This window comes from Deltaproteobacteria bacterium, from assembly GCA_029860075.1.
Classification (GTDB): Bacteria; Desulfobacterota; JADFVX01; order JADFVX01; family JADFVX01; genus JAOUBX01.
The window spans coordinates 46,631-67,125 of record JAOUBX010000017.1; the positions used below are offsets into that span (position 1 = coordinate 46,631).

The following is a 20,495-nucleotide window of genomic DNA, read 5'->3' on the forward strand; positions in this document are numbered from 1 at the left end:
TTATCATTATTTTTCAAACATTCAAAAGGTTTCAGAAATTAATACAATCAAATTAATTTGTCAACAGCTATCCTTTTTTTAACAATCCCTTTTCCCTGTTAATCTCCGCTTCTGATTTTCTCAGGTAAAGCGGCACAAATGAATTAAGATCAAGGAGATCTCCCTTTAAATATTTCTCACAGGCCAGGGAGGCAATAATTGAAGCCCTGACGGAAGCGTGGCTTGAAGGAGCCATAAGGGCTCTGGAGCCGAGCTTGTTCTGAATAAGCTCACTATATTTTTCAACACCATCCCCTACCAATATAGCCTCACCATCAATTGAATCAAGGACCTCTTCAGGCGCCCTTGCACTATCTTGAGCCAACCTTTCAAAGCTGCCCTTATTCCATGTAAAAGGCGCACTATAAACCTCCCCCCTTCTGGCATCGAGGAAAGGCACTACCGGAAAAGCGGAGAAAGGAAAGTTCCAGGCCATTGCCTCCAGCGTGGAGACACCCACTACCGGCTTTTTTGTTGAAAGCGCAAAGCCCTTGACCGTACTGACGCCAATCCTGACACCTGTAAATGAGCCGGGACCAATCGTTAATGCAAAAAGTTCTATATCATCCATAGACATAGAACATTGCCTTAACATATCCCGTAATGACAAAAGCAGCGTTTCCGAATGGGTAACATTAATATTCAGAAATGTCTCGGCAAGAAGTTCGCTTCCCTGAGACAAGGCAATACTTCCCGATTTTGTCGACGTATCGATTGCAAGAATTTTCAAAAGCCTTCTCTCCATATTATTGACGGCTCATTATATTAACATAATAAACGGGGAATATGACAGAGGGTTGAAGAAATATTTCTTTACTGTGCCGCTAAAAAACACCCTTTATCCGGGCCTGCAAAAAGTTCTCCTCAAGTTAACAAAGGGTCGCTCTAATCTACCCTGTTATTCCTGCCATATTATGCTTGTTTGGCATTATCAAATATGCTATTAATAAATTTCAATGCCTTGTTTTCAGACAAAAAGGAGAGTCCTTAGGTGCCAAAAATAAAGGTTGCCGGTATACAGCTGAACTGCTCGGAAGAGAAGAAAAAAAATATTGAAAAAGCGGTAACACTTGTTGAAATGGCGGCAGAGCGTGGCGCAAACATTATCTGCCTTCAGGAGCTTTTCAATACCCTGTGGTTTCCTAAAGAAATTAATTCGACGCATTACGGACTTGCCGAGAAAGCCGATGGGGAAACAGTCTCCACAATGCGGGAACTGGCCAAAAGAAAGGGCGCCGTTATTATAGCGCCCTTCTTTGAAGAAGGCATTGAAGGTGTATTTTATAACAGCGCTGCCGTCATCGAAAGTGACGGCTCACTAAAAGGTTTTTACCGTAAAATCCATATTCCCCGGATTCCGCTCTACGAAGAGAGTTATTATTTTTCTGCCGGTGATCTCGGTTTTCCTGTTTTCGATACGAACTTTGGAAAAATCGGTGTTCAGATTTGCTGGGACAATTTCTATCCCGAAGGAGCAAGGATTCTTGCCCTTAAAGGCGCACAGATAATCTTCGCGCCCACGGCCGCCGCTTTTGCATCACAGGAGAGATGGCGCACCATCCTCTCAGCCAATGCAATAACCAACAATGTATTTATGTTCAGGGTAAACCGCGTAGGGAAAGAAGCCTGTCATGACTTTTACGGGCAAAGTTTTTGCATTAACCCTTACGGAGAACTTGAACATGAAGCCAGTGGCCAGGGTGAAGGGGTCTATGAAGTAGAAATAGACCTTTCACAAGTAAAAAAAGTCCGGAAAGATTATCCCTATCTTAAACTGAGACGTCCCGAACTTTATAACGAAATTGCAGGTATAAAGATGATGCCTGCCCGTAAGAAAGGTGAAGATAAAAGGTAATAACCATGAGAAAGCCGTCCTCATATTTATTACCTTTATTTTGCTTTTAATTCTTCTGTAAAAAATTCCTGTTGGGGAAAAGTGAAAAAAATTCTTGTCGTTGACGAGGACAAATCCATGAGGAACCTCTGCAGGTTTCTCCTTACCCGCTATTTCAGGAATCCGGCTATCAACTTTTCTTACAATGGCAATGAAGCGCTAAATAAAAATATTTGATCGGAAAGCCGGGATTGTATGGGCATCAGGTATTGACGAAGGATCTTGCCCTATGGGTCTTCAGTGGCTTTAACAGTCCTTTCGGAACTGAATTAACAGGCAGGACTGCTGATTATATTCGCTCAAAAAAATTATGAGAGGGGGGAATATCTCTTGATGATGAGGCTAAAGGGAAAAAAGACATTAATTACCGGCGGAGGTTCGGGGATAGGGAGAGCAGCGGCCATCATATTTAACCGTCACGGCTCAGAAGTATCGATCGTTGGAAGAAGAGAAGAAAATCTTCTAATTACCGCCTCCATGACCGACAAATCCCTTGCGCCATGCCATGCAATCAGCGGCGATATTGCAAATAGGGAAAGCGCCGAATTAATTGTAAAAGAAGCCGCAGACAAAATGGGGGGAATGGATATCCTCTTCAACAATGCAGGTCTCTATAGCCATGGCAGTGTTGAAGATACGGACGAAGAACAATGGAATTCTCTCATCGATATAAACATGAAAGGGACTTACCTCATTTCAAAACATGCTATTGAGGTCATGAAAATCCGGGGGGGAACCATCATTAACAACGCTTCAACGCTTGGCCTCAAACCGGTGCCCAATACAGCCGCTTATTCAGCAGCAAAAGCGGGGGTTGTTTCGCTTACAAAATCAATGGCCCTTGAGCTCGCCGGAGACAGAATAAGGGTCAACTGCATCTGTCCCGGTGTCGTTGAAACACCCATTCACGAGGAAATGCATGGAGAAGGCACGGCCGATTTTCTCAATGAAATGGCTTCTTTCCACCCCCTTGGCCGTGTGGGAGCGCCGGAAGACATAGCCTATGCCGCCCTGTTCCTGGCTTCAGATGAAGCGAGCTGGATAACGGGCGCCGTGCTGCCCGTCGATGGCGGCATCAGTTGCGCATGACAAAGGATTCCCTTACATTTTTATAAAATGGACAAGCATCTTACAATCGATGACATTCTGAACAAGGCCAGGGGATTCATGGAATCCCAGCTTATCTTTACGGCTCACCAACTCAAGCTCTTTGATCATATCGGCAAAGGCAAGATAAGCGCCTCAAAACTTTCTGAAAAAACCGGTGCAAGCAAAAGAGGCCTTACCATCCTCCTTGACGCCCTTGTTTCATCGGCAATCCTCAACAAATGGGGAGACTGCTACGGCAATACCGATGAAACCATGAGGTACCTCTGCAAAAAGGGCGTTGACTGCAAAGGGTCAACACTGGATCACATGCTAGGGATGCGGGACATGTGGATGAGGCTCCCGGAGGCAGTCAAAAGAGGAACGACGCCAAGGAAAAAAGAGGAATGTCTCGTGACCAACAGAGAGCGCAACCGCTCCTTCATTCTTGCCATGAAGGAAATTGGCACTCCCAATGCAAAGATCATTGCCGACAACCTGGACCTCTCACCTTACAAAAAACTGCTCGACCTCGGCGGCGGGCCGGGAAGCTATTCGATGGAACTGCTCAAAAAGAATCCATCTATGTCGGCCATTATCGTCGATTTGCCGCTTACATTAGAAGTCGCAAAAGAAGTCATACAAGCAGAGGGAATGCAGGAAAGAATTGAACTCAAAGAAGGGGATTTCTTTAATAATCCCCATTGCGACCTTGGAAATGACTGCGATGCAGCTATTATCTCCAACGTCCTCCACATCGAAGGAGACGCTGAAAACAGGGCCCTGTTAAAGAATGTCTATAAGGCAATGCAATCACCGGGCATCATCATCATCCACGAATCGATTATCGAGGAAGATAGAGTCAACCCTCCCGACAGGGCCATATTCGCCGTCAACATGCTCGTTCATACAGAGCGGGGCAATTGCTATACCTTCCATGAAATGAAAGGCTGGCTCGAAGAAGCGGGCTTTAAAAATATCGAATTTATTGACTGCTTTGAAAGACCTTCGCTAATGGTGGGATATAAGTAAGTTTCTTTTGTGCCCTTGCCTTACAAAACGATTTCCTGGCCCTCGTACATGGCAAAACATTCGAGGTAGGAATCCTTCTGTGCAATTATCTTTTTGCAAGCGATCACCATATCATCGATGGCGTCATCAGACCTTTCCTGATTATGATGAAAGAGCCCGAAAGTCATGACGCCCGCATCGAGGGCAAGGTTAAGCGCATCTTTATAAACAGAGTGGCCCCACATTTTCGTCGTTTTGTATTCTTCCTCCAGGTATTCCGAATCATGAACGAGAAGGTCGGCTCCTGCCGAAAACTCGACATAATCCTTATAATTCAATCCTCCCTCATGAACATAGGTCAACTCATTGTCGGTGAGAAAGACAAAGCGCTTTCCATTCTCATGAAACCTGAAGCCAATCCCCTGGTTGGGATGACTTAGCATGATGGGAGTCACTTCGATAGCGCCGACCATAAAGGGAGCATGACAGACCTTATGAAAATGAAAGTTTGCGGCAACATCGCTGAAGTTAACGGGGAAATAAGGGGCCGTCATGGTTGGGGCGATGATCCGTTCTATCGATTCCTGCGCAAAGGGGCAGCCAAAAAGATTGATATCGGCACCGCTAAAATAGATGGGATTAAAAAAGGGGAATCCCAGGAGATGGTCCCAGTGCGCATGGGTAAAAATAATGTTAATATCCTTAACACCCTCTTTGAGAAGTGCCTTCCCCGCTTTCCTGATACCCGAACCTGCATCAATGATGATAACATCATTATTCTCGCTTCTGATTTCAAGACAAGTTGTGTTGCCGCCATAACGTATGTATTCTCTCCCCGATACGGGAATGGAGCCTCTGGCTCCCCAGCAACGGATCAACATAAGAGAACCTCCTTTACCTGATTACCTTAAGTTCACTTTAGCTTTGCAAGCTGACCACCTTTCCTGTGCGCCCCAAAGCGGTTCCCTTATTGAGAAACCCCGAATCGATACTCACATCCATACAGGCGGCACGATGGGGAAACTGCCTGCTAATTCCGGGCGAATGGAGGGGAAAGATTATTTATCCGGCAATGAATATCCATTCAATTGCCAGGCAGCAGCGCCGGGCGTTGCCCTCCTTTGTCCCTTTATGGCTTTCAGGGCGCTCCCCGGGGGCAAGAAGGGGATGCAATGATTCCTCCCCCGGCAAGGGTTTATGGCCCCTTGAGGGTAGATTTCAGGAGGGTCTGTCTGTATAAATAGCGCTATTTTTCATTACCCCCTTAATCATTCCCTTTAAACAGATTTTCAGGCTCTACATCATCAAGCCAGCAATGGTAGTTCCCGGCAAAGGGGTCATTGTAATAGGCGTAAGCGATGGACCGGCAACCGCCGCAATCTTCCTTGTGAACGCATTGCCCGCAATTGGAATCATCTTTTATATTATTTCTATCCCTGATTTTTGAAAAGAATTCGGAATTTTGCCATATTTCTTTAAATGAACGTTTCTTCAGATTCCCGCCGGGAATGGGGAGCGTGCTGCATGGCATGACATCGCCGTTTGCAGCAATACGGCAGGTCGTGTTGGCAGCGCCGCACCCTTTGAAGCGGTAAAAGGAATACTTTTCATTGATAAGGGCAAAGCGGCAGTCATGCCACATAACTGCCATCGAGCCTGCATACTCTTCCGATAGCCTGTTCACCATATAGAGGAACTCCCGCTCTTCCTCCCGTGAAAGATCATGCTCCAGGCTTCCCCGTCCCACGGCGACGTAACTGGTAAGGTTTACGTCCCTTATTCCCAGGGATTTCATAAACTCCACGTATTCTCTAATCTCTCTCCAGTTATACTTAAGAACACTGAATCCTGCAACGACGGCAATATTTTCTGATAAAGCAGCTTCTATGGCATTGACAGCTTTATCAAAAAGGCCGGGACGATTCCTTATACGGTCATGAACTTCAGCTCTGTGACTGTCAATGCTGATGCAAAGGCTCTCCAGTCCCGCTTTTTTTAGCTCTTTGCCTCCGGCTTTATCAAAAAGGTAACCATTGGTTGCCAGTGCCACAGAAACACCTGACCGGCTTAGTTCGGCAACAATATGACAGCAATCATCCCTGAGCAGCGGCTCGCCGCCGGAAAGCCCCACCTGGAAAACACCGGCATCGCCCAGTTCCCGGGCGACACGGATGGCCTCTTTTTCAGTAAGCAGGTCCTTTTCTATCACATTGGGCCCGGAACCGGTATAACAGTGGATGCACTCGGCATTACATAACCTGTTTATCTCCCATACGGCATAGAGAGGGCTTGTGAGCACATTCGAATTTTGCAGAGGAAAGTCACTGCCCTTCCTTAATTCTCCTTCATCCAGCATGATTGATCCTCACCAAAGAGATTGCCCGTTTGGGCATAAGCCATGGCCCTGCACCCTCCACAGGTATTTTTGTAAGTACAGGAAGAGCACTTTCCTTCCAGGTTCCTTTCACGCAGCCTTTGATTAAGCCCGGAAGTTGTCCAGACATTGAAAAAACTGTTCTTCTGCAAGTTGCCTATGGGCAGAGGAAGAAGAACGCAGGGCGCGACATTCCCAAGGGGGTCGATATAGGATGTGCCGCACCCTGCCTGACAACCGATATGGGACGGCGGGAGAGGTTTATGAGCCACAATGTCCATTTTGGCGGTATGAAACTTGAGCCATGGTTTTTTGCCCGACATGCGGTGTTCATTCCAGAAGCTGTACAGCCGCTCTGTGTCTTCCGGTAATAGCGCCATGCGCCGGTCACCTCTCCCCGTGGGGACAAAGATCGATATATTGAAGTCAGCCACTCCCCTGGAGAGACCCAGGTCCATCACGTCTTTCAGTTGGTCCATGTTTTCGCGGGAAACGGTAAAACATATGACTGTGGGCACCTCTTCCGCAGCACAATTTTCCAGGGCATTTACGGCCATATCAAAAAGCCCCTTCATTCCCCGAAGAGAATCATGCTTTTTTCCTATGCCGTCAATACTTACCTGCACCCTGCTTATACCGGAATCGCGGAGCTTTGCCGCCATTTTCCTGTCGAGCAAACTTCCATTTGTGCTTAAACCCGGTTCCATATCCAGAGAAGCAGCCTTTTCTATGAGTTTGAAAAGGTCTTTCCTCATGAGAGGCTCACCACCTGTAAAAGCGATATCAAAAATACCTATACGTGAAAGCTCTTCCAGGATTTCAAATGCTCTTTTTGTAGATATTTCACCGGCGCTTCTGCTGCCCGCCCCGGCATAACAGCGGCTGCAGGAGGCGTTGCATGCCGAGGTAATCCCCCAAATCACATGATAGGGAAGGGAAGGCAGAAACCTGTCCCTCCCATGATCTAGTTCTGGCACTCGATTTCTCTGAGACCTCTTTGCGCCGATTTTTTACTTTTAACACCAATGCCGGCTTTTTCAGCCACTTTCGACAAGTCTGTAACTACTGTCGATTTACTCTTTACCTCTTTTTCAACTTTGACTTTTTTATCCATTTTATCCTCCTTCATAATTAATGGTTTTATTGCGTCAAACCGGCTTCCCTGGCAAGCCTGGCAACAATTTCCGGGTAAATGGCCCGTGTGAGACGACAGAAATAGCCGCTGCTTTTTAAAGCATCGCCCCTGTCTGCAATGTTCCTGGAAGGGCATCCGCCGTTGCATACAAACTTTGCATAGCACCCGGCACACTCTGCCGGCAAGGAATCTCCCCCGCAGCGGCCCGGTCCGGACAACTCCAGTTTTCCTGTTGCCTCATTATATCTTCCGCCCTTCATCTCTTCCGACAAGGTTCCACAATCGCCTGCGCTTTCGTAACAAAAACTGATCCGTCCATCGGTTCCCACGACAAAGTTATTTATGCCGCATTCGCAGTATCCACTGTCGGAATCAAGGAGCTTCATATATGAGGAATTGATAATGATCACACCAAGGCTTGCCGCTCTGTCTATTGCGGCAAGCAGCTTTTCAATAAAGAGGTCCTCCTCCGGCCGGAGGCTTTCCAGGGCAGTAGCGCGTCCTGATAAAGTAACAGGTTCCATGTGAATTACCTTTGTTCCGAACCCATGAAAATAACTGACCAGGTCGGGCAGCATGTGGACATTTTGCGATGTAACGGTAACGCGGACCTTGAAATCAGCGCCCCAGGCAGAGAGAAGCTTAAGCGTTTCCTCAGGTTCAATAAGGCCGCTGCCCTGCTCTGCAAACAAGGGGCGCTGTCTTGCCTGTATCTCCGGAGGGCCATCGACGGAAAGGGTGAAAAAAAATCCTTCAGAAGCCATCCACTCCATATCCTTCAAAGCCGCATATCCGCCGGTTGTAATAGAGAAGGAGGGCTCAATGCCCCTGTCTTTTACCCACCCCGCGCACTCGCGGACAAGCTTCATATGCATCGTCGGTTCACCCCCGAAAAACCGGAGAGAAAGGGGCGAATTATCAATCTTTGTCACCTCACGCAAAACGCCTATGGCAGTCTCTGTGGGAAGCAACGCATTACCCTGCCCTCCCCGGTTAAAACAATAGACACAGCGCTGAAGACAATCTGTTGTACAGATAAAAGACACCTGCCGTTTTCCCTGTCGTGCTATCAATGGCCGGAACATCTCACCGGCTGCGAGGATATCTTTTTCACTGCCTGCCGGAGCTGCCCACATCTTGCCTGAATAGGGAGAAAAGGCGATGATCTTGTCATTTACTTCGACACAGCTCAGGTTTTTCAAAAGAAATCCCCGGGGCCGGCTATTTGTAACAGGATTCATATTATGTCCAGGCCAGGGGATCTCTTTCCAGCATATTTCCCGTTTCAGTAAAGGAATGCGCTATACACTCGTCAAAAGACTGCCTGCCGCGCAGCTGTCTGAAAGTTTCGCCCTTTTCCCATATCTCTGCAAAGGATTTCTCCTTCAGGTTTCCGGCGGGAACAGGCAGCCATGTGCATGGGAGCACCGCCCCTTTAGAGGTGATATGACAATAGGTCGCCCCTGACTGACACATGGTATTCCATGCATATTGATTGGCTCTTTGATCCATTACGCCCGATTTGATAAAGTACTCCGTATCTCCTCCAAAAGGATCTGCGCCGATCATATTGGTGCCGCCCTGAGATTTTTCGATCTTTTTTGACAGTATGCTGATAAGCTTTTCGCCATCGGCCGGTGAAATAACAAGGGCCTTTGTTTTATCAGAGGTATCCATCGGTACCAGTCGTCTGAGCACAAAGTTGTCTGCCTTTTCTCTGATAGAAAGATCCATGATCTGCTCTACTTCTCCCACATTCAGTGCATTTGCATAGGTGATAACGGTTGTATTGATACCTCTCTTTATACCGGCGCGAATGGCAGCCAGGGTCTTGTCAAAATTCCCCGCCTTGTGGAGTTTATCGTGCGTTGCAGCCGATATGCCGTCCAAATTGAATTTAAGGGAAAAGAATTTTATTTTTGCGAGGGCATCCATTTGCTGTTCATTAATATCATCACCGGAAGAAACGACGGATAGGGAAATGTCATTATCTTTTGCCAGCTTGATATAATTCATGATACCAGCATCCTTGAAAGGCGCCGGGCCGAGAAGTGTAAGATTCAACACATCAGCCTCTCCAAGCTGCCTGATTACATCGGCAATTTGCGAAGAAGTAAGATCTGCGCTATTGTCCCCAGCCAGGGAATTGAGCATTTCAAAGGGCTGCAGATCAAAGGTTACGTAAAGCGGTGATGACGCCTTGCTCTCTCTGATACGATTATAAAACTCAATGCCTCCGGACATAACGGCAGAACTTGCCAATGAACTCATGACAGGAGCAAGCCCTATGCCACTGCCCTTCTTTTTGCAGGCAACAAGCAGGCCGGGAGCTGTCAGGAAAAAACCTGCGGCCATGGCAGAGCGTCCCGCTACATCGAGAAAAGTTCTCCTCGTTACGTTATTATTATTTGATATGGATTCTTTCTTGTTTTTTTTATCAGGCATTTTCCCCTCCTTACTTGTAAGCCAATACTTGCGTATTGGCTGAAATGGGCCAGGCGGCAACAGTCAGGTCACCTATTGCTTTGAGTGATTGAACTTCCGGAACCGCTCCCAATCGCTCAAGCGTCTGCTCAGCGCCGGTAATTTGAACCAGTTCCTTGCTCAGCATCCCCTGAGAATGAAGTGCTGCGGCAAAATCCCCCAACTCTCCACTCTTTGCTTCTTCCATTGCGGAAGGAGAACTCTCTGTAAGCAGAGCGCCCAGCTTTTCCACATTTTTCATACCAACAATGTAGAGGCCATCCGTATTGCGGTTGTAGAGAAGATATTCATTTCCCTCGACTCGAACTTTCACGGAAGGCCCGAAAATCTGCTGCAACATTTTTTTATCCATTTTTCCCCCTTAAGTTTTTTTTTAGTTTTATTAGTTCCGGCTTTTAAAGTAATTCAGGAAAAAGTCTACTACCTAAATTGGGGAATGCAAATTTTTTTTCAGATTTATTTACCCGGCGCCGAAGCCCCCCCTGGGTGGAGTCGATTACATTACAAAACCTTTTGAGAAGGAACGGGACGGGCATGGCCATCATAAAAAACTTTTGCAGTCCTTCATGGTGGAGATATTTTTGTTGAAAGCAAGGCAGGGGAAGGGTCAACGGTCACGCTTGCCTTGCCACTTAAAGGGTAATGCCCCTTTTAACCTTTTCCCCTTCACCATCCTCTACGTCCGGCAGACTCCTATGAAGACTTAACATTAACATCTCTTGCACATACGAATACCAGGGAATCATGCAAAAGATAAATTTTATGATAAAATCTTAATTGATATCTCTTACACAAGTTCATATGAACAAGCTCTCTGCCCTAATCAACGAGTTGTGTACACACTATCTCCCGGGAGACCAACAATGGATAAAAAAACAGTCGCCGTTGCCATCCTGATTATCACTGTCATAGTGACAGTCACAGGCATACTTTACTTAAGGCCAGCAGAGCAACCACAAATTGCCGAACCGGAAAAGCTCACATTGGGTGTGGAAAAGAGCCTGCTTCCCTCTGCCGTGTGGGTAGCCCGGCACAATGGTTATTTTAAAAAGGAGGGCATTGATATCTCCATTAAGGAATTTGATTCCGGCAAGGCAAGCTTTAATGCAATGCTCAATAATGAGGGCATCCATATTTCAACTGTAGCCCCCACTCCCATCATGTTCAACAGTTTTAAACGGAAGGATTTCTCCATTTTTGCAACTTTTGTCCATTCCGTTGATGACGTCAAGATAATCGCCCGTAAAGATAAAGGTGTTATCACAGCAAAAGATTTAAGAGGCAGGAAGATAGGGACCCCCTCAGGAACAACGGGACAATTTTTCGTGAATTCTTTCCTCACCTTTCATGGCATCCCTCTCTCACAAGTCAGCATAGTCGATATCAGTCCTTCCCATTTACCTGCTGCGCTGGCAAACAATGACGTGGATGCCATTGTGATCTGGGAACCACACGCCTATAAGGCCCGGCAATTATTGCGTGAAAATGCCGCAAGAGTACCCAGTTCAGAAATTTATTGGGAAACCTTCAATTTTATGGTAATGAATGATTTCGCAAAAAACAGGCCCCGGGCCATAAGGAAATTTCTTCGCGCTATTTCCAGAGCAACCTTGTTTATAAATAAGCACAGGCAAAAAGCACAGGCTATCGTAGCTGAACGATTAAAGCTCGATAAAGCTATTGTTACTGCACTGTGGGATGATTTTGTATTCGAACTTTCTTTAAACCAGGAATTGGTCGTCACATTGGAAGTTGAGGCAAGATGGGCCATCAATGAGCGCCTCACCGGCAAAAAAGAAGTTCCCAACTATCTCGATTATATCTACCTGGATGCACTTAAGGAGATAAATCCGCAAAGTATCAAGATTTTTCACTAGGAGCCTGTCGGACTTGGGGAATCGTAGCGAGGGAAAGTTTTTTTGAGTCGGATTTTTTGATTAAATGAGGCAAATATTGGATATATTTAACGAATTTAATCGGAAAATCCGGCCAAAAGGACTTTTCCGCAGCAGATTCAGCCTAAGTCCGGCAGGTTCCTATGAGCCTGCCGGACTTAGGGAATCGCGGCAAGGGAAATCAACCACTGATGAGGGCTTGATAAAGGCATAAAATGAAAATCAGCAGCAGAGTACGAGTTATCATACTGATTCCCATCATCTTTGGAATTTGCGTCATCATTATTCAGCAGGAGATGGCAGAGCGTGTCGGCCGGGCCCTGGACTATGACAACCTCATCGTAAATATCACCCAGAAAACCACTGCCCTTCATCACCTTTCAGGTGAACTGGCACGCTATCCCGATGAACGTCGCGTAAAAAAACAATGGCTGGCAGTTTACGGCTCTTTAAGAGAGTTAGTACTCCAGACCGGCAAAGACGGGAAGGATAGTCAGGCGACGCTTGCCCAGTTGAAAAAATCAATCAAACTATTAGGAGAACTTCACCATAGCCTTCTTCAACAGAGGGAGGAAGCAGCAGTACCGACACCTCATTTGAGTGAGCGGCAGGAGAGAAAGGTGGACCGCATGCTGCTCCTGTCCCAGAATATGATCTCCGATACGTTACAGTTGAGGCAGAAGAGCACGGCAAAGCTATTAAAGCTCCGTAATCTGGAAGGAAAAATTATTCTCTTCATTACCCTTGCCCTGGTTGTCATTTTGGGTTTGTTGGCATTTATAATGGGGAAGAGAATAACCAAACCCCTTTCCATGCTCGAAAAGAGCGCAGAGATCATCGGCTCAGGTGATCTGACACACCGTATCGGCCGCCTGGCCAATGATGAACTGGGCAGTCTCGGCCTGTCCCTTGATGAAATGACAAAGCAACTAAAAGAAACCCTTGCCTCACGGGATCTGCTCAACCGGGAAGTGGAGGAGCGCAAGCGGACTGAGGAATTTCTTCGCAAAAGCGAAGCAAGGCTGGCTGAGGCGCAACAGATCGCCCATGTGGGACACTGGGAGTGGGATCTCAATAGGGACAAGCTCCATTGGTCAGACGAGGTCTACCGGATTTTGGGGTTCAGGCCCCGGGAATTTGAACCCACTTACGAGGCATTCTTACGTTCTGTTCACCCCGATGACAGGGAAGCACTGGAAAAAGCGGTGAATAAAGCGCTTAAAGAGGGAAAGGCCTACAACAAAGAGCACCGCATTGTTTTACCTGATGGTACCGAGCGGATTGTTAACGAGGTAGGCAAGGTCTTTTATGACGACGCCCCTAAGCCCATCAGGATGATGGGCACCGTGCTGGATATTACCGAAGGCAAGCGGGCTGAAAAGGAACTGGAACAAAAAAGGCGCCTTGCCGCAATGGGAGAGATGTCTGCCTACATAGCGCATGACATCAGAAACCCTCTCAATAATCTGGGCCTGAGTTATGAATTGCTTAAAGACTCTCCAGCCATAAAGGGAAATGACAGGGAAGCTCTCCTGCTTATGGGTAAGGGAATAGAAAACCTTATTTCAATTTCAAAGGACCTTCTCGATTATGGCAGAAGCGATAAACTGATTAAGGAGAACTTTGACTGTTTGGCCCTTATCAACGAATTACTTACCGAGCTTGATGAGAAGACAGGCCATGCCAATATTGAAGTTATTAAAAAACTGCCGCAAAAATCCAGCCCCCTAAAAGCCGACAGGGTAAAGATACATCAGGCCCTCCTTAATATTTTAAACAATGCCATACAATCCATGGCCGGGGGTGGAAGGCTTTCCATATCCGCAGAAGAAAGAGATGGCAGATTAATCATAGCCGTTTGTGATACGGGCGCAGGCATCAAAAAGAAAGACCTGGACAAGATATTTGCCCCTTTCTTTACGACGAGAAAAAATGGGACGGGCCTCGGTATGGCCATTTTGAAACATTTCGTGGACCTTCATGGCGGCGAGGTGATTGTTGAAAGTGAGGTGGGAAAAGGAACAACAGTTACTGTTGCTTTGCCCGTAAAACCGTAATGCCCTTTTTACCTTGTCCGCCTGCCCTTCACCACCCGGTCAATGCCGGCAAGGTCCTTAAGGGACTCCACCGCTTCAAATCGGCCTGTATTTCTGAACAACTCGGCAATGGCCTCCCGCTGGCCTTCGCCATGTTCCACCATAAACGAGCCACCGGGATGAAGATGTTGAGGCGCCTCATGAACGATAGCCCGGTAAAAATCGAGGCCGTCATTACCGCCGTCAAGGGCGGAGAGCGGCTCAAAGTCACTCACTTCCGCTTGCAGACCTTGCAGATCTCCCCTTGGAATGTAGGGAGGATTGGAGACGATGAGATGAAAAAGTTTATCAGCCACGGGAGCAAAGAGGTCACCCTCCAGTATGGTAACAGACGATGACAGGCCATTACTTTCCACGTTTTCCCTGGCAAGAGAGACAGCCTCCGGTGATATGTCCACACCGGTAACATGAGCGCCATTCACCGCTTTTGCCAGCGCTGCCGTTAAGGCCCCGCTGCCGCTGCCAACATCGAGTATCTCCGGTGCACTGCACTCGGGAAAGCTAGCCTTAACAGCTTTTGCTCCCTCCTCGACAAGAAGTTCCGTTTCAGGCCGGGGGATCAGCACGGAAGGTGATACTTTAAATTCCATAGACCAGAATTCCTGGTGGCCCGTAATGTATTGAAGGGGCTCTCTCGCTGCCCTTCTTTTGACCAGGCCCCTGAAAGCTGCCAGTTCATCCTCATTAAGGGGTTTGTCGAAATTCATGTAGAGATGTGTCCTGTCCATTTTTAAGGAATGGGCCAGAAGCAGCTCCCCGTCGAGACGCGGCGTATCTATCCCCTTTTCACCAAGGTAATCGGCAGTCCATTTGATAAGCTTGAGTATTGTCCATGGTTCGGGCATTGGGATCTGCTTTCTTCCCGGAACCTGCCGGCCTAAGTCCGACAGGCTCCGGGATGATTTTTTGAAGAGATCTTGATACTGATCTTTACTGATTTATTATGATTTTTTAACGATTTAATGCAAGGATTAAATAATTTTTTTAGATAAAAATTTATTTACTTTCATCGTTCAGCACTTTTATTTTGAAAATTCTTCCTAAATTCTTCCACAATCTCGACTCCCGAAGGGGTCCCTATCCTGTCAGCTCCGGCTTTAATCATTGCCAGGGCATCTGAAACCGTTTTTATTCCACTTGCCGCCTTGACCTTTATCGTGCCTTCACTGGTCTTTGCAAGCAACTTTACATCCACCACCCTAGCGCCCCATGGCCCAAAACCTGTCGACGTTTTAACAAAATGGGCGCCACCATTGATAACGGCCTTACAGGCGGCAACTTTCTCCGCATCATTTAAGTGACAGCACTCGACAATGACCTTAACTGTAGCATACGGAACGGCTGAAGTTATCCTGCCTATTTCTTCCGCAACAAAGAACATATTATTCGATTTGATTAATGAAATGTTGGCAACCACATCTATTTCTTCAGCGCCGTCATCATAAGCCTTCTTTGCCTCAAAGACTTTCGTTTCAGCCCCTGAATATCCCAGCGGGAATCCGACAACGGTAGAAACCTTTACAGGCCCTGCATCAAGGACTTTCGATGCAAGTTTTACATAATGAGGGGGAATACAGACCGATGAAAAACTGTATTTTGATGACATTTCCAGAAAATTTTCATAATCAGACTGCAACGCATCAGGCTTTAAAAGCGTTTGATCGATACGGGCTGCCAGTTCTTCCGACGTCATTTTTCTCTTTCCTCAGAGCATTGATTTGCAGTGACTTTTTGTTAGACCGACACAGGGAAATAGCGGAATTCCCATGACATGAACCGCTCAAATCCACAAAAAAGGTATCTCCATATGGAAGTCACATAAAGTTTAAACCACAGAAAATGGGAATGCAAGTATGACGTGCGTTAGATAGCAAAATTTGGTCACGGGATCCTAAGAACAAGACAGGTTATCAGCCTTTACTGAAAGATGTCCATGGTGACGCAGTGTCCATATTCAGCATAATCCGGCTCAAGAACCTGAGCATCACTACGCCCATTGTGTCGCTTCAGAATCTTTTGCATAGATTTTGCATCTTAATCCTGATGCATTGTGGCAGCGGCGTAATAAAATAGATATCTTCCCCGGGCAATTCATCGCCGCCCTCCACAGGAATCCTGATAAAGCTTTTTATTTCAGGCTATTAAGCTTGCAACTTCTATTTTATGTATGCTATATAAAAGTATGATTATATAGTTGAAAAATCAGTTTTATTACTCTCAACGTTAAGTCGGCAGAATAAATGTACAAACACAACATCATGGTAGTTGATGACGACAAGCGTCTCCTGAAGCTGCTCAACAAAGCATTGGAATTAGCCAACTACAATGTTTCCACCTTTGAAAGCGCAAAAAGCGCCTTCAAGAGCCTCGATGAGAGTATACCTGATCTTATTATCTCCGACCTGATGATGCCGGGAATAAGCGGCATTGAGTTTTGTAAAATGTGCAAAGCCGACAAGCGGGTTGCCAATACGCCTTTTATTATTCTCACCGCCTTCAATGATAAAAAGTTTTTAATTTCCGGGCTCGATGCAGGCGCCACTGATTATCTTGTTAAACCGATAAATTTCAAAGTCTTTTTGCCCAAAATAGCCGCTATATTGAAGCAGGTAAATACAACTGCCACCCTCTTTTCCGTTCTTCTCGTAGACTCAAGCCCTGTACTTTTAAACGTAACGAAGCGCAAGCTCCTGGAGGCCGGTTTTTTTGTGACAACGGCAAACAGGGCAGATGACGCCATTGAGTGTATTCATACACGTATTTATAACCTTATTATCTCAGGTGTAGAGCTAAAGGGGATGGATGGATTGCATTTTTGCAAACACCTTAAAGGGAGTGTCTTCAAAGAAACGCCCTTTGTGCTCTTTACAGGCAAAATCAGTAATGAACTCCTTGAAAAAGGAGTGGCTGCAGGCGTCAATGATTTTTGGGAGAAAACGGTAAGTCCCGAGGGGCTGGTAGCAAAGGTCAAAGCTGTCGCCAGGCAGCATGATTTCTCCAAAGATTTTCAAGGCGGTCTGGAGGGTCATTTAACCGATATGAGCTCTTTAGAACTGATTCAAACCATTGGTATAAATAAAAAAACGGGCATATTATCGCTTATAGGGCCTGACCTTGAAGGGCACATCCATTTTTGTGATGGGAATATTACAGACGCAGCCACGGCAAAATCGAAAGGTGAATCTGCTTTTTTTAGCCTTATTACACTTGCTTCCCATGGCAGCTTTCATTTTATACCGACTGAATGTGAAAAAGATATCGTTATAAAAGAGGGCTTCCAGGGCTTGCTCATGGAAGGGGCCAAATTGCTGGACGACATGGGACGGATACTGGGACAGGCGATCATAGCAACCGAAAAAAAACCAAAAGATATAGACAAGGAAGAGGAAACTTTTTTTTCTCACATAGATGGCAAGCAAACGTTTGAAATAATTATTGGGAAGAGTTGTGTTGAACCATACCGGGGATTTGAAATATTAAAAAACCTGGTCAGTGAAGGCTTCGTTCATTCCCCCCTTGAAGAAGAGGAAAACGCCGGAAAGGGGCCTGATGATTTATTTTGACGGCGCTGAAAGCTTGTTTGCTTTTTGGGCCCGGATTTATTAATAATGTCAAAGATAGTGATTGCATAACCAAAGGTTATCTACTTAAAGAAAAAAGCAGGAGGTGTTATCAGTGACCGATGTAACAAACAAGACATTATCGGATGTAAATCCCGACTCCGATGCTGAAAAGCGCGAAAATGTGCAGCTTGTCAGCTTTGTGCTTGGTGAGGAGTTTTTCGGTGTCAATATCCTGCTGGTGCAGGAAATTATTACCGTACCTGAAATCACCCGTATTCCAAACTCTCCCTCCTTTATCGAGGGTATGATCAACCTCCGCGGAAGGTTGCTTCCCGTCGTTGACCTTAGAAAGCGTTTGTATGTGGGCAAAGAGTTTTTTGACCGCAAAACCCGCATTCTGGTTATCCAGATAGAGGATAAGATTACAGGCTTTCTCGTTGACTCCGTAGAAGCCGTAATGAGCGTCCCTGCCGATTCCATTGAGGCGGCGCCTGAAATAGTTACCATAGGCATTGAGACCCAATACATTACGGGCATAAGCAAACTGGATGATCGAATGATCATTCTCCTCGACTTTAAGCGCCTCTTCAATAAAGAGGAGATGACAAGCCTCGACCATATCAAAAAGAATCTGGGAGATAAGGAGGATACGCCTGAAGCGTGACGGCAGTATCAGAGCAAATAGGCAATTTAACTCTATTTAAGGAAGGAAGGAAATCAAGATGCGACTAAACCTTAGAAACAAGATAATTTTGCTATCACTGGTCCCGCTTATAGCTCTCACCTATTTTTCAATGTCGGGCCTATTTGAGAGATATAAGCTTGCAGGTGAAATGGAGAAAATGGAAAGACTGACAGGAATGGCAGAGCGTGCCAATGCGCTTGTCCATGAAATCCAGAAAGAAAGGGGAATGTCCGCCGGTTTCATTTCAAGTAAGGGTGAAAAATTCAGCAGCGCCATTCCCGGTCAGAGATTAAGTTCAGACAAGGCCATCGGTCAGCTTAAGGCTTCACTTAAAGCCTTCACCTTTGAAAAAAAGGACGAAAAACTGGAAGGACTCACCCAGGACGTTATGAATCACCTGAACCGCTTGTCTTCAGTAAGAGGTTCCGTTGACAAGCTGGGCATTACCGTCAGGGAAGAAGTCGCCTACTATACGGGCATCAACACGGCCCTTTTTGAGGTCATTGCAAATATCGTAAAGTATAGCCCCAATATCGAAATATCCGATGCTATATCGGCCATGCTTAACCTTTCCAAAGGTAAGGAACGGGCCGGTATCGAGCGAGCCATAGGAAGCGCAACCTTTGCCGCCGACAGGTTCGCAGAGGGCAACTATGTAAGATTTGCTTCACTTGTGGCCCAGCAGGAGGCCTTTTTTGACGCCTTCAAGGCATTTGCCACGGAAAACCAGCTTGCTCTTTTTAATCAAAAAATGTCGGGGCCGGTAATTGATGAAGTTGAAAGGATGAGGGAGCTTATATTTACCGCTTCAGAACGATTCGAACTGGTTACGAATCTGCAGGTGAAAATCGGTTACGGAGGCGTTATCCATGATTTCAAAAACTACGTTTTGAGAGGACAGAAAAAATACCTTGACCGGTTGAACAAGGGTTTTGATGAGGTCCTTGAGCTTGTAAAAAAGTTCAGAAATACAAAAGGCGTTACCACGACCGAGTTGAAGTCCATGGATGATATTGAAAAAACAATAAACGCGTACAAAGCCAACATGCTGGCCGTCGCCGAAATGGTGAAGCGAGGGGCTTCCACCAGGGAAATTGACAATTTCGTTAAGATCAATGACCTGCCCGCCATCAACGCATTGAAAAAAATTGCCGTTATGGGTAACTTCGGCATTGACCCCGAGTACTGGTTTAAATCGATTACCGCCAAGATCGACCTTATGAAAGAACTTGAAGACAGCCTCGTCAAGGACATGCTTCACGTTGAAGAAAGTGTCAGGGGGAAAGCGACTCGGGACCTTATTCTCTACCTCATTGCTACAGTGATCGTAATTGCCGTCACCCTGGCCTTTGCTTTTTATGTGGGGGCAGGCATAATCCGCAGTATCAACTCTGCTGTTACGGGAGTTAAGGCAATTTCCGCCGGAGACTTCTCAAAAAGGATTGAAATTAAAACCCATGACGAAATGGGAGAGCTCGGTGAAAATATGAACTCCATGATTGACGTTATGCAGGGTATGGATAAAGATATTACGACACTCATTGACGCAGCCGCAGAAGGTAAACTCGATGCAAGGGGTGACGCAAGTAAATTCGCCGGATCATTTGCAAATATCATCAAAGGGGTTAACGGCATTCTTGACGGCATCGTTGCGCCTCTCGCAGACATTGCCCGTACGCTTGAAAAATTATCTCAGGGAGATCTTACCGCCCATATTGAAAGGGAGTATCCCGGTGATTATGGAAAGATGAGAACTTCTGTTAACCAATCTATTTCCGCCCTTCGGGAAGCCATAGCAAAGGTTCTTGAAACAACAAAAAGCGTTTTTGAAATGTCGAATCAGGTTAATGAAAATACGGCCACTATTCGTAAAACAGCGGCCACAAACGCTGAGCATGCCGCAAAAGCCCTCGAAATTATAAGTGAAATGGGAAAGACAGCCGGAGAAGTTAATGAAAATGCCGGTGAGGTAACAAAACAGGCGCAAGATATTTCATCTACTATTGCCGAAATGGCAGCCACCATTGATGAAGTATCAAAAACCGCTGAAGATCAGTCCAGCGCTTCCACAGCTTCACTGGGACTCATTAAGGAAATGGGAATAACGGCCTCGGAAGTTAGCGCAAACGCCGCAAAAGTCGGAGAAGTGGGAGAATCGATTTCAAAAGGTACGGAAGTAATGATGGGTGAACTGGAAAAGTCAATGGCTGACGCGCAAAGCGCTGTTAAACAG

General features: G+C 46.2%; 20 protein-coding genes. 10 read left to right on the forward strand and 10 right to left on the reverse strand.

The window, feature by feature from the left end; translation table 11 throughout:
- Window positions 1-67 precede the first annotated feature (67 nt).
- A complete protein-coding gene (gene tsaB / locus OEV42_07260) occupies window positions 68-769 on the reverse strand; it encodes a tRNA (adenosine(37)-N6)-threonylcarbamoyltransferase complex dimerization subunit type 1 TsaB (protein ID MDH3974060.1) in 702 nt (233 codons plus the stop codon).
- 261 nt (window positions 770-1,030) lie between these two features.
- Between tsaB and OEV42_07265 the strand changes: the two genes are divergently transcribed.
- From OEV42_07265 to OEV42_07280, 4 genes are all read left to right on the forward strand, one after another.
- Window positions 1,031-1,894 carry an acyltransferase gene (locus OEV42_07265; protein MDH3974061.1) on the forward strand — a complete coding sequence of 288 codons (864 nt, stop codon included), beginning with the start codon at window positions 1,031-1,033 and terminating at the stop codon, window positions 1,892-1,894.
- An 81-nt stretch (window positions 1,895-1,975) separates the two neighbouring features.
- Window positions 1,976-2,110 carry a hypothetical protein gene (locus OEV42_07270; protein ID MDH3974062.1) on the forward strand — a complete coding sequence of 45 codons (135 nt, stop codon included), beginning with the start codon at window positions 1,976-1,978 and terminating at the stop codon, window positions 2,108-2,110.
- Window positions 2,111-2,266: 156 nt separating this feature from the next.
- The gene (locus OEV42_07275) at window positions 2,267-3,022 is read left to right on the forward strand and encodes an SDR family oxidoreductase (protein ID MDH3974063.1); all 756 of its coding nucleotides are present in this window, start codon (window positions 2,267-2,269) and stop codon (window positions 3,020-3,022) included.
- 27 nt (window positions 3,023-3,049) lie between these two features.
- A complete protein-coding gene (locus tag OEV42_07280) occupies window positions 3,050-4,051 on the forward strand; it encodes an acetylserotonin O-methyltransferase (GenBank protein MDH3974064.1) in 1,002 nt (333 codons plus the stop codon).
- Window positions 4,052-4,071: 20 nt separating this feature from the next.
- Here the strand turns inward: OEV42_07280 and OEV42_07285 are convergent, their stop codons facing one another.
- Entirely contained in the window at window positions 4,072-4,911 is an 840-nt protein-coding gene (locus OEV42_07285; protein MDH3974065.1) for an MBL fold metallo-hydrolase, read from the reverse strand.
- Between OEV42_07285 and OEV42_07290 the strand changes: the two genes are divergently transcribed.
- Window positions 4,877-5,206, forward strand: coding sequence for a hypothetical protein (locus tag OEV42_07290; protein MDH3974066.1), 330 nt, complete (start codon window positions 4,877-4,879; stop codon window positions 5,204-5,206). The two genes, OEV42_07285 and OEV42_07290, sit on opposite strands and share 35 nt — an antisense overlap.
- A gap of 88 nt (window positions 5,207-5,294) precedes the next feature.
- On the opposite strand, the gene OEV42_07295 is transcribed toward OEV42_07290, so the two are convergent.
- From OEV42_07295 to OEV42_07320, 6 genes are read right to left on the reverse strand one after another with little or no spacing between them, the layout of a single operon-like run.
- Complete coding sequence (locus OEV42_07295; protein ID MDH3974067.1) at window positions 5,295-6,386, reverse strand: radical SAM protein; 1,092 nt, start codon at window positions 6,384-6,386, stop codon at window positions 5,295-5,297.
- Entirely contained in the window at window positions 6,365-7,381 is a 1,017-nt protein-coding gene (locus OEV42_07300; protein MDH3974068.1) for a radical SAM protein, read from the reverse strand. Before OEV42_07300 ends, OEV42_07295 begins: the two co-directional genes overlap by 22 nt.
- Complete coding sequence (locus OEV42_07305) at window positions 7,369-7,518, reverse strand: hypothetical protein (protein ID MDH3974069.1); 150 nt, start codon at window positions 7,516-7,518, stop codon at window positions 7,369-7,371. Before OEV42_07305 ends, OEV42_07300 begins: the two co-directional genes overlap by 13 nt.
- Before the next feature lie 26 nt (window positions 7,519-7,544).
- Window positions 7,545-8,780 (reverse strand): SPASM domain-containing protein, encoded by a 1,236-nt coding sequence (locus OEV42_07310; GenBank protein ID MDH3974070.1) that lies wholly within the window; start codon window positions 8,778-8,780, stop codon window positions 7,545-7,547.
- A gap of 1 nt (window position 8,781) precedes the next feature.
- The gene (locus OEV42_07315; GenBank protein MDH3974071.1) at window positions 8,782-9,984 is read right to left on the reverse strand and encodes a radical SAM protein; all 1,203 of its coding nucleotides are present in this window, start codon (window positions 9,982-9,984) and stop codon (window positions 8,782-8,784) included.
- A gap of 10 nt (window positions 9,985-9,994) precedes the next feature.
- The gene (locus OEV42_07320; protein ID MDH3974072.1) at window positions 9,995-10,375 is read right to left on the reverse strand and encodes a hypothetical protein; all 381 of its coding nucleotides are present in this window, start codon (window positions 10,373-10,375) and stop codon (window positions 9,995-9,997) included.
- A 511-nt stretch (window positions 10,376-10,886) separates the two neighbouring features.
- Between OEV42_07320 and OEV42_07325 the strand changes: the two genes are divergently transcribed.
- Window positions 10,887-11,900, forward strand: a complete 1,014-nt coding sequence (locus OEV42_07325) for an NrtA/SsuA/CpmA family ABC transporter substrate-binding protein (protein ID MDH3974073.1) — start codon at window positions 10,887-10,889, stop codon at window positions 11,898-11,900.
- A gap of 233 nt (window positions 11,901-12,133) precedes the next feature.
- A complete protein-coding gene (locus tag OEV42_07330) occupies window positions 12,134-13,975 on the forward strand; it encodes a PAS domain-containing protein (GenBank protein MDH3974074.1) in 1,842 nt (613 codons plus the stop codon).
- An 8-nt stretch (window positions 13,976-13,983) separates the two neighbouring features.
- Here OEV42_07330 and prmC read toward each other — a convergent pair whose 3' ends face one another.
- On the reverse strand, window positions 13,984-14,859 hold the full coding sequence (gene prmC, locus OEV42_07335) for a peptide chain release factor N(5)-glutamine methyltransferase (GenBank protein MDH3974075.1): 876 nt from the start codon (window positions 14,857-14,859) through the stop codon (window positions 13,984-13,986).
- A 161-nt stretch (window positions 14,860-15,020) separates the two neighbouring features.
- A complete protein-coding gene (deoC, locus tag OEV42_07340) occupies window positions 15,021-15,707 on the reverse strand; it encodes a deoxyribose-phosphate aldolase (GenBank protein ID MDH3974076.1) in 687 nt (228 codons plus the stop codon).
- Window positions 15,708-16,254: 547 nt separating this feature from the next.
- On the opposite strand from deoC, the gene OEV42_07345 reads away from it, so the two are divergent.
- The 3 genes from OEV42_07345 to OEV42_07355 all read left to right on the forward strand — a co-directional run.
- Window positions 16,255-17,577: a response regulator gene (locus tag OEV42_07345; GenBank protein ID MDH3974077.1), complete on the forward strand. Its 1,323-nt coding sequence runs from the start codon at window positions 16,255-16,257 to the stop codon at window positions 17,575-17,577.
- A gap of 112 nt (window positions 17,578-17,689) precedes the next feature.
- Window positions 17,690-18,241, forward strand: coding sequence for a chemotaxis protein CheW (locus OEV42_07350; protein ID MDH3974078.1), 552 nt, complete (start codon window positions 17,690-17,692; stop codon window positions 18,239-18,241).
- Window positions 18,242-18,299: 58 nt separating this feature from the next.
- On the forward strand, window positions 18,300-20,495 hold a 2,196-nt coding region (locus OEV42_07355), incomplete at its 3' end, for a nitrate- and nitrite sensing domain-containing protein (protein MDH3974079.1).

What these genes read in the sequence shown, in the direction of transcription:
- OEV42_07290 (MDH3974066.1), top strand. Translation starts at nt 4,877, where the DNA reads ATGGAGCCTCTGGCTCCCCAGCAACGGATCAACATAAGAGAACCTCCT.
- OEV42_07310 (MDH3974070.1), bottom strand. Translation starts at nt 8,780, where the DNA reads ATGAATCCTGTTACAAATAGCCGGCCCCGGGGATTTCTTTTGAAAAAC.
- deoC (MDH3974076.1), bottom strand. Translation starts at nt 15,707, where the DNA reads ATGACGTCGGAAGAACTGGCAGCCCGTATCGATCAAACGCTTTTAAAG.
- OEV42_07285 (MDH3974065.1), bottom strand. Translation starts at nt 4,911, where the DNA reads ATGTTGATCCGTTGCTGGGGAGCCAGAGGCTCCATTCCCGTATCGGGG.
- OEV42_07345 (MDH3974077.1), top strand. Translation starts at nt 16,255, where the DNA reads ATGTACAAACACAACATCATGGTAGTTGATGACGACAAGCGTCTCCTG.
- OEV42_07315 (MDH3974071.1), bottom strand. Translation starts at nt 9,984, where the DNA reads ATGCCTGATAAAAAAAACAAGAAAGAATCCATATCAAATAATAATAAC.
- OEV42_07325 (MDH3974073.1), top strand. Translation starts at nt 10,887, where the DNA reads ATGGATAAAAAAACAGTCGCCGTTGCCATCCTGATTATCACTGTCATA.
- OEV42_07320 (MDH3974072.1), bottom strand. Translation starts at nt 10,375, where the DNA reads ATGGATAAAAAAATGTTGCAGCAGATTTTCGGGCCTTCCGTGAAAGTT.
- OEV42_07295 (MDH3974067.1), bottom strand. Translation starts at nt 6,386, where the DNA reads ATGCTGGATGAAGGAGAATTAAGGAAGGGCAGTGACTTTCCTCTGCAA.
- OEV42_07275 (MDH3974063.1), top strand. Translation starts at nt 2,267, where the DNA reads ATGATGAGGCTAAAGGGAAAAAAGACATTAATTACCGGCGGAGGTTCG.
- OEV42_07305 (MDH3974069.1), bottom strand. Translation starts at nt 7,518, where the DNA reads ATGGATAAAAAAGTCAAAGTTGAAAAAGAGGTAAAGAGTAAATCGACA.
- OEV42_07280 (MDH3974064.1), top strand. Translation starts at nt 3,050, where the DNA reads ATGGACAAGCATCTTACAATCGATGACATTCTGAACAAGGCCAGGGGA.
- OEV42_07330 (MDH3974074.1), top strand. Translation starts at nt 12,134, where the DNA reads ATGAAAATCAGCAGCAGAGTACGAGTTATCATACTGATTCCCATCATC.
- prmC (MDH3974075.1), bottom strand. Translation starts at nt 14,859, where the DNA reads ATGCCCGAACCATGGACAATACTCAAGCTTATCAAATGGACTGCCGAT.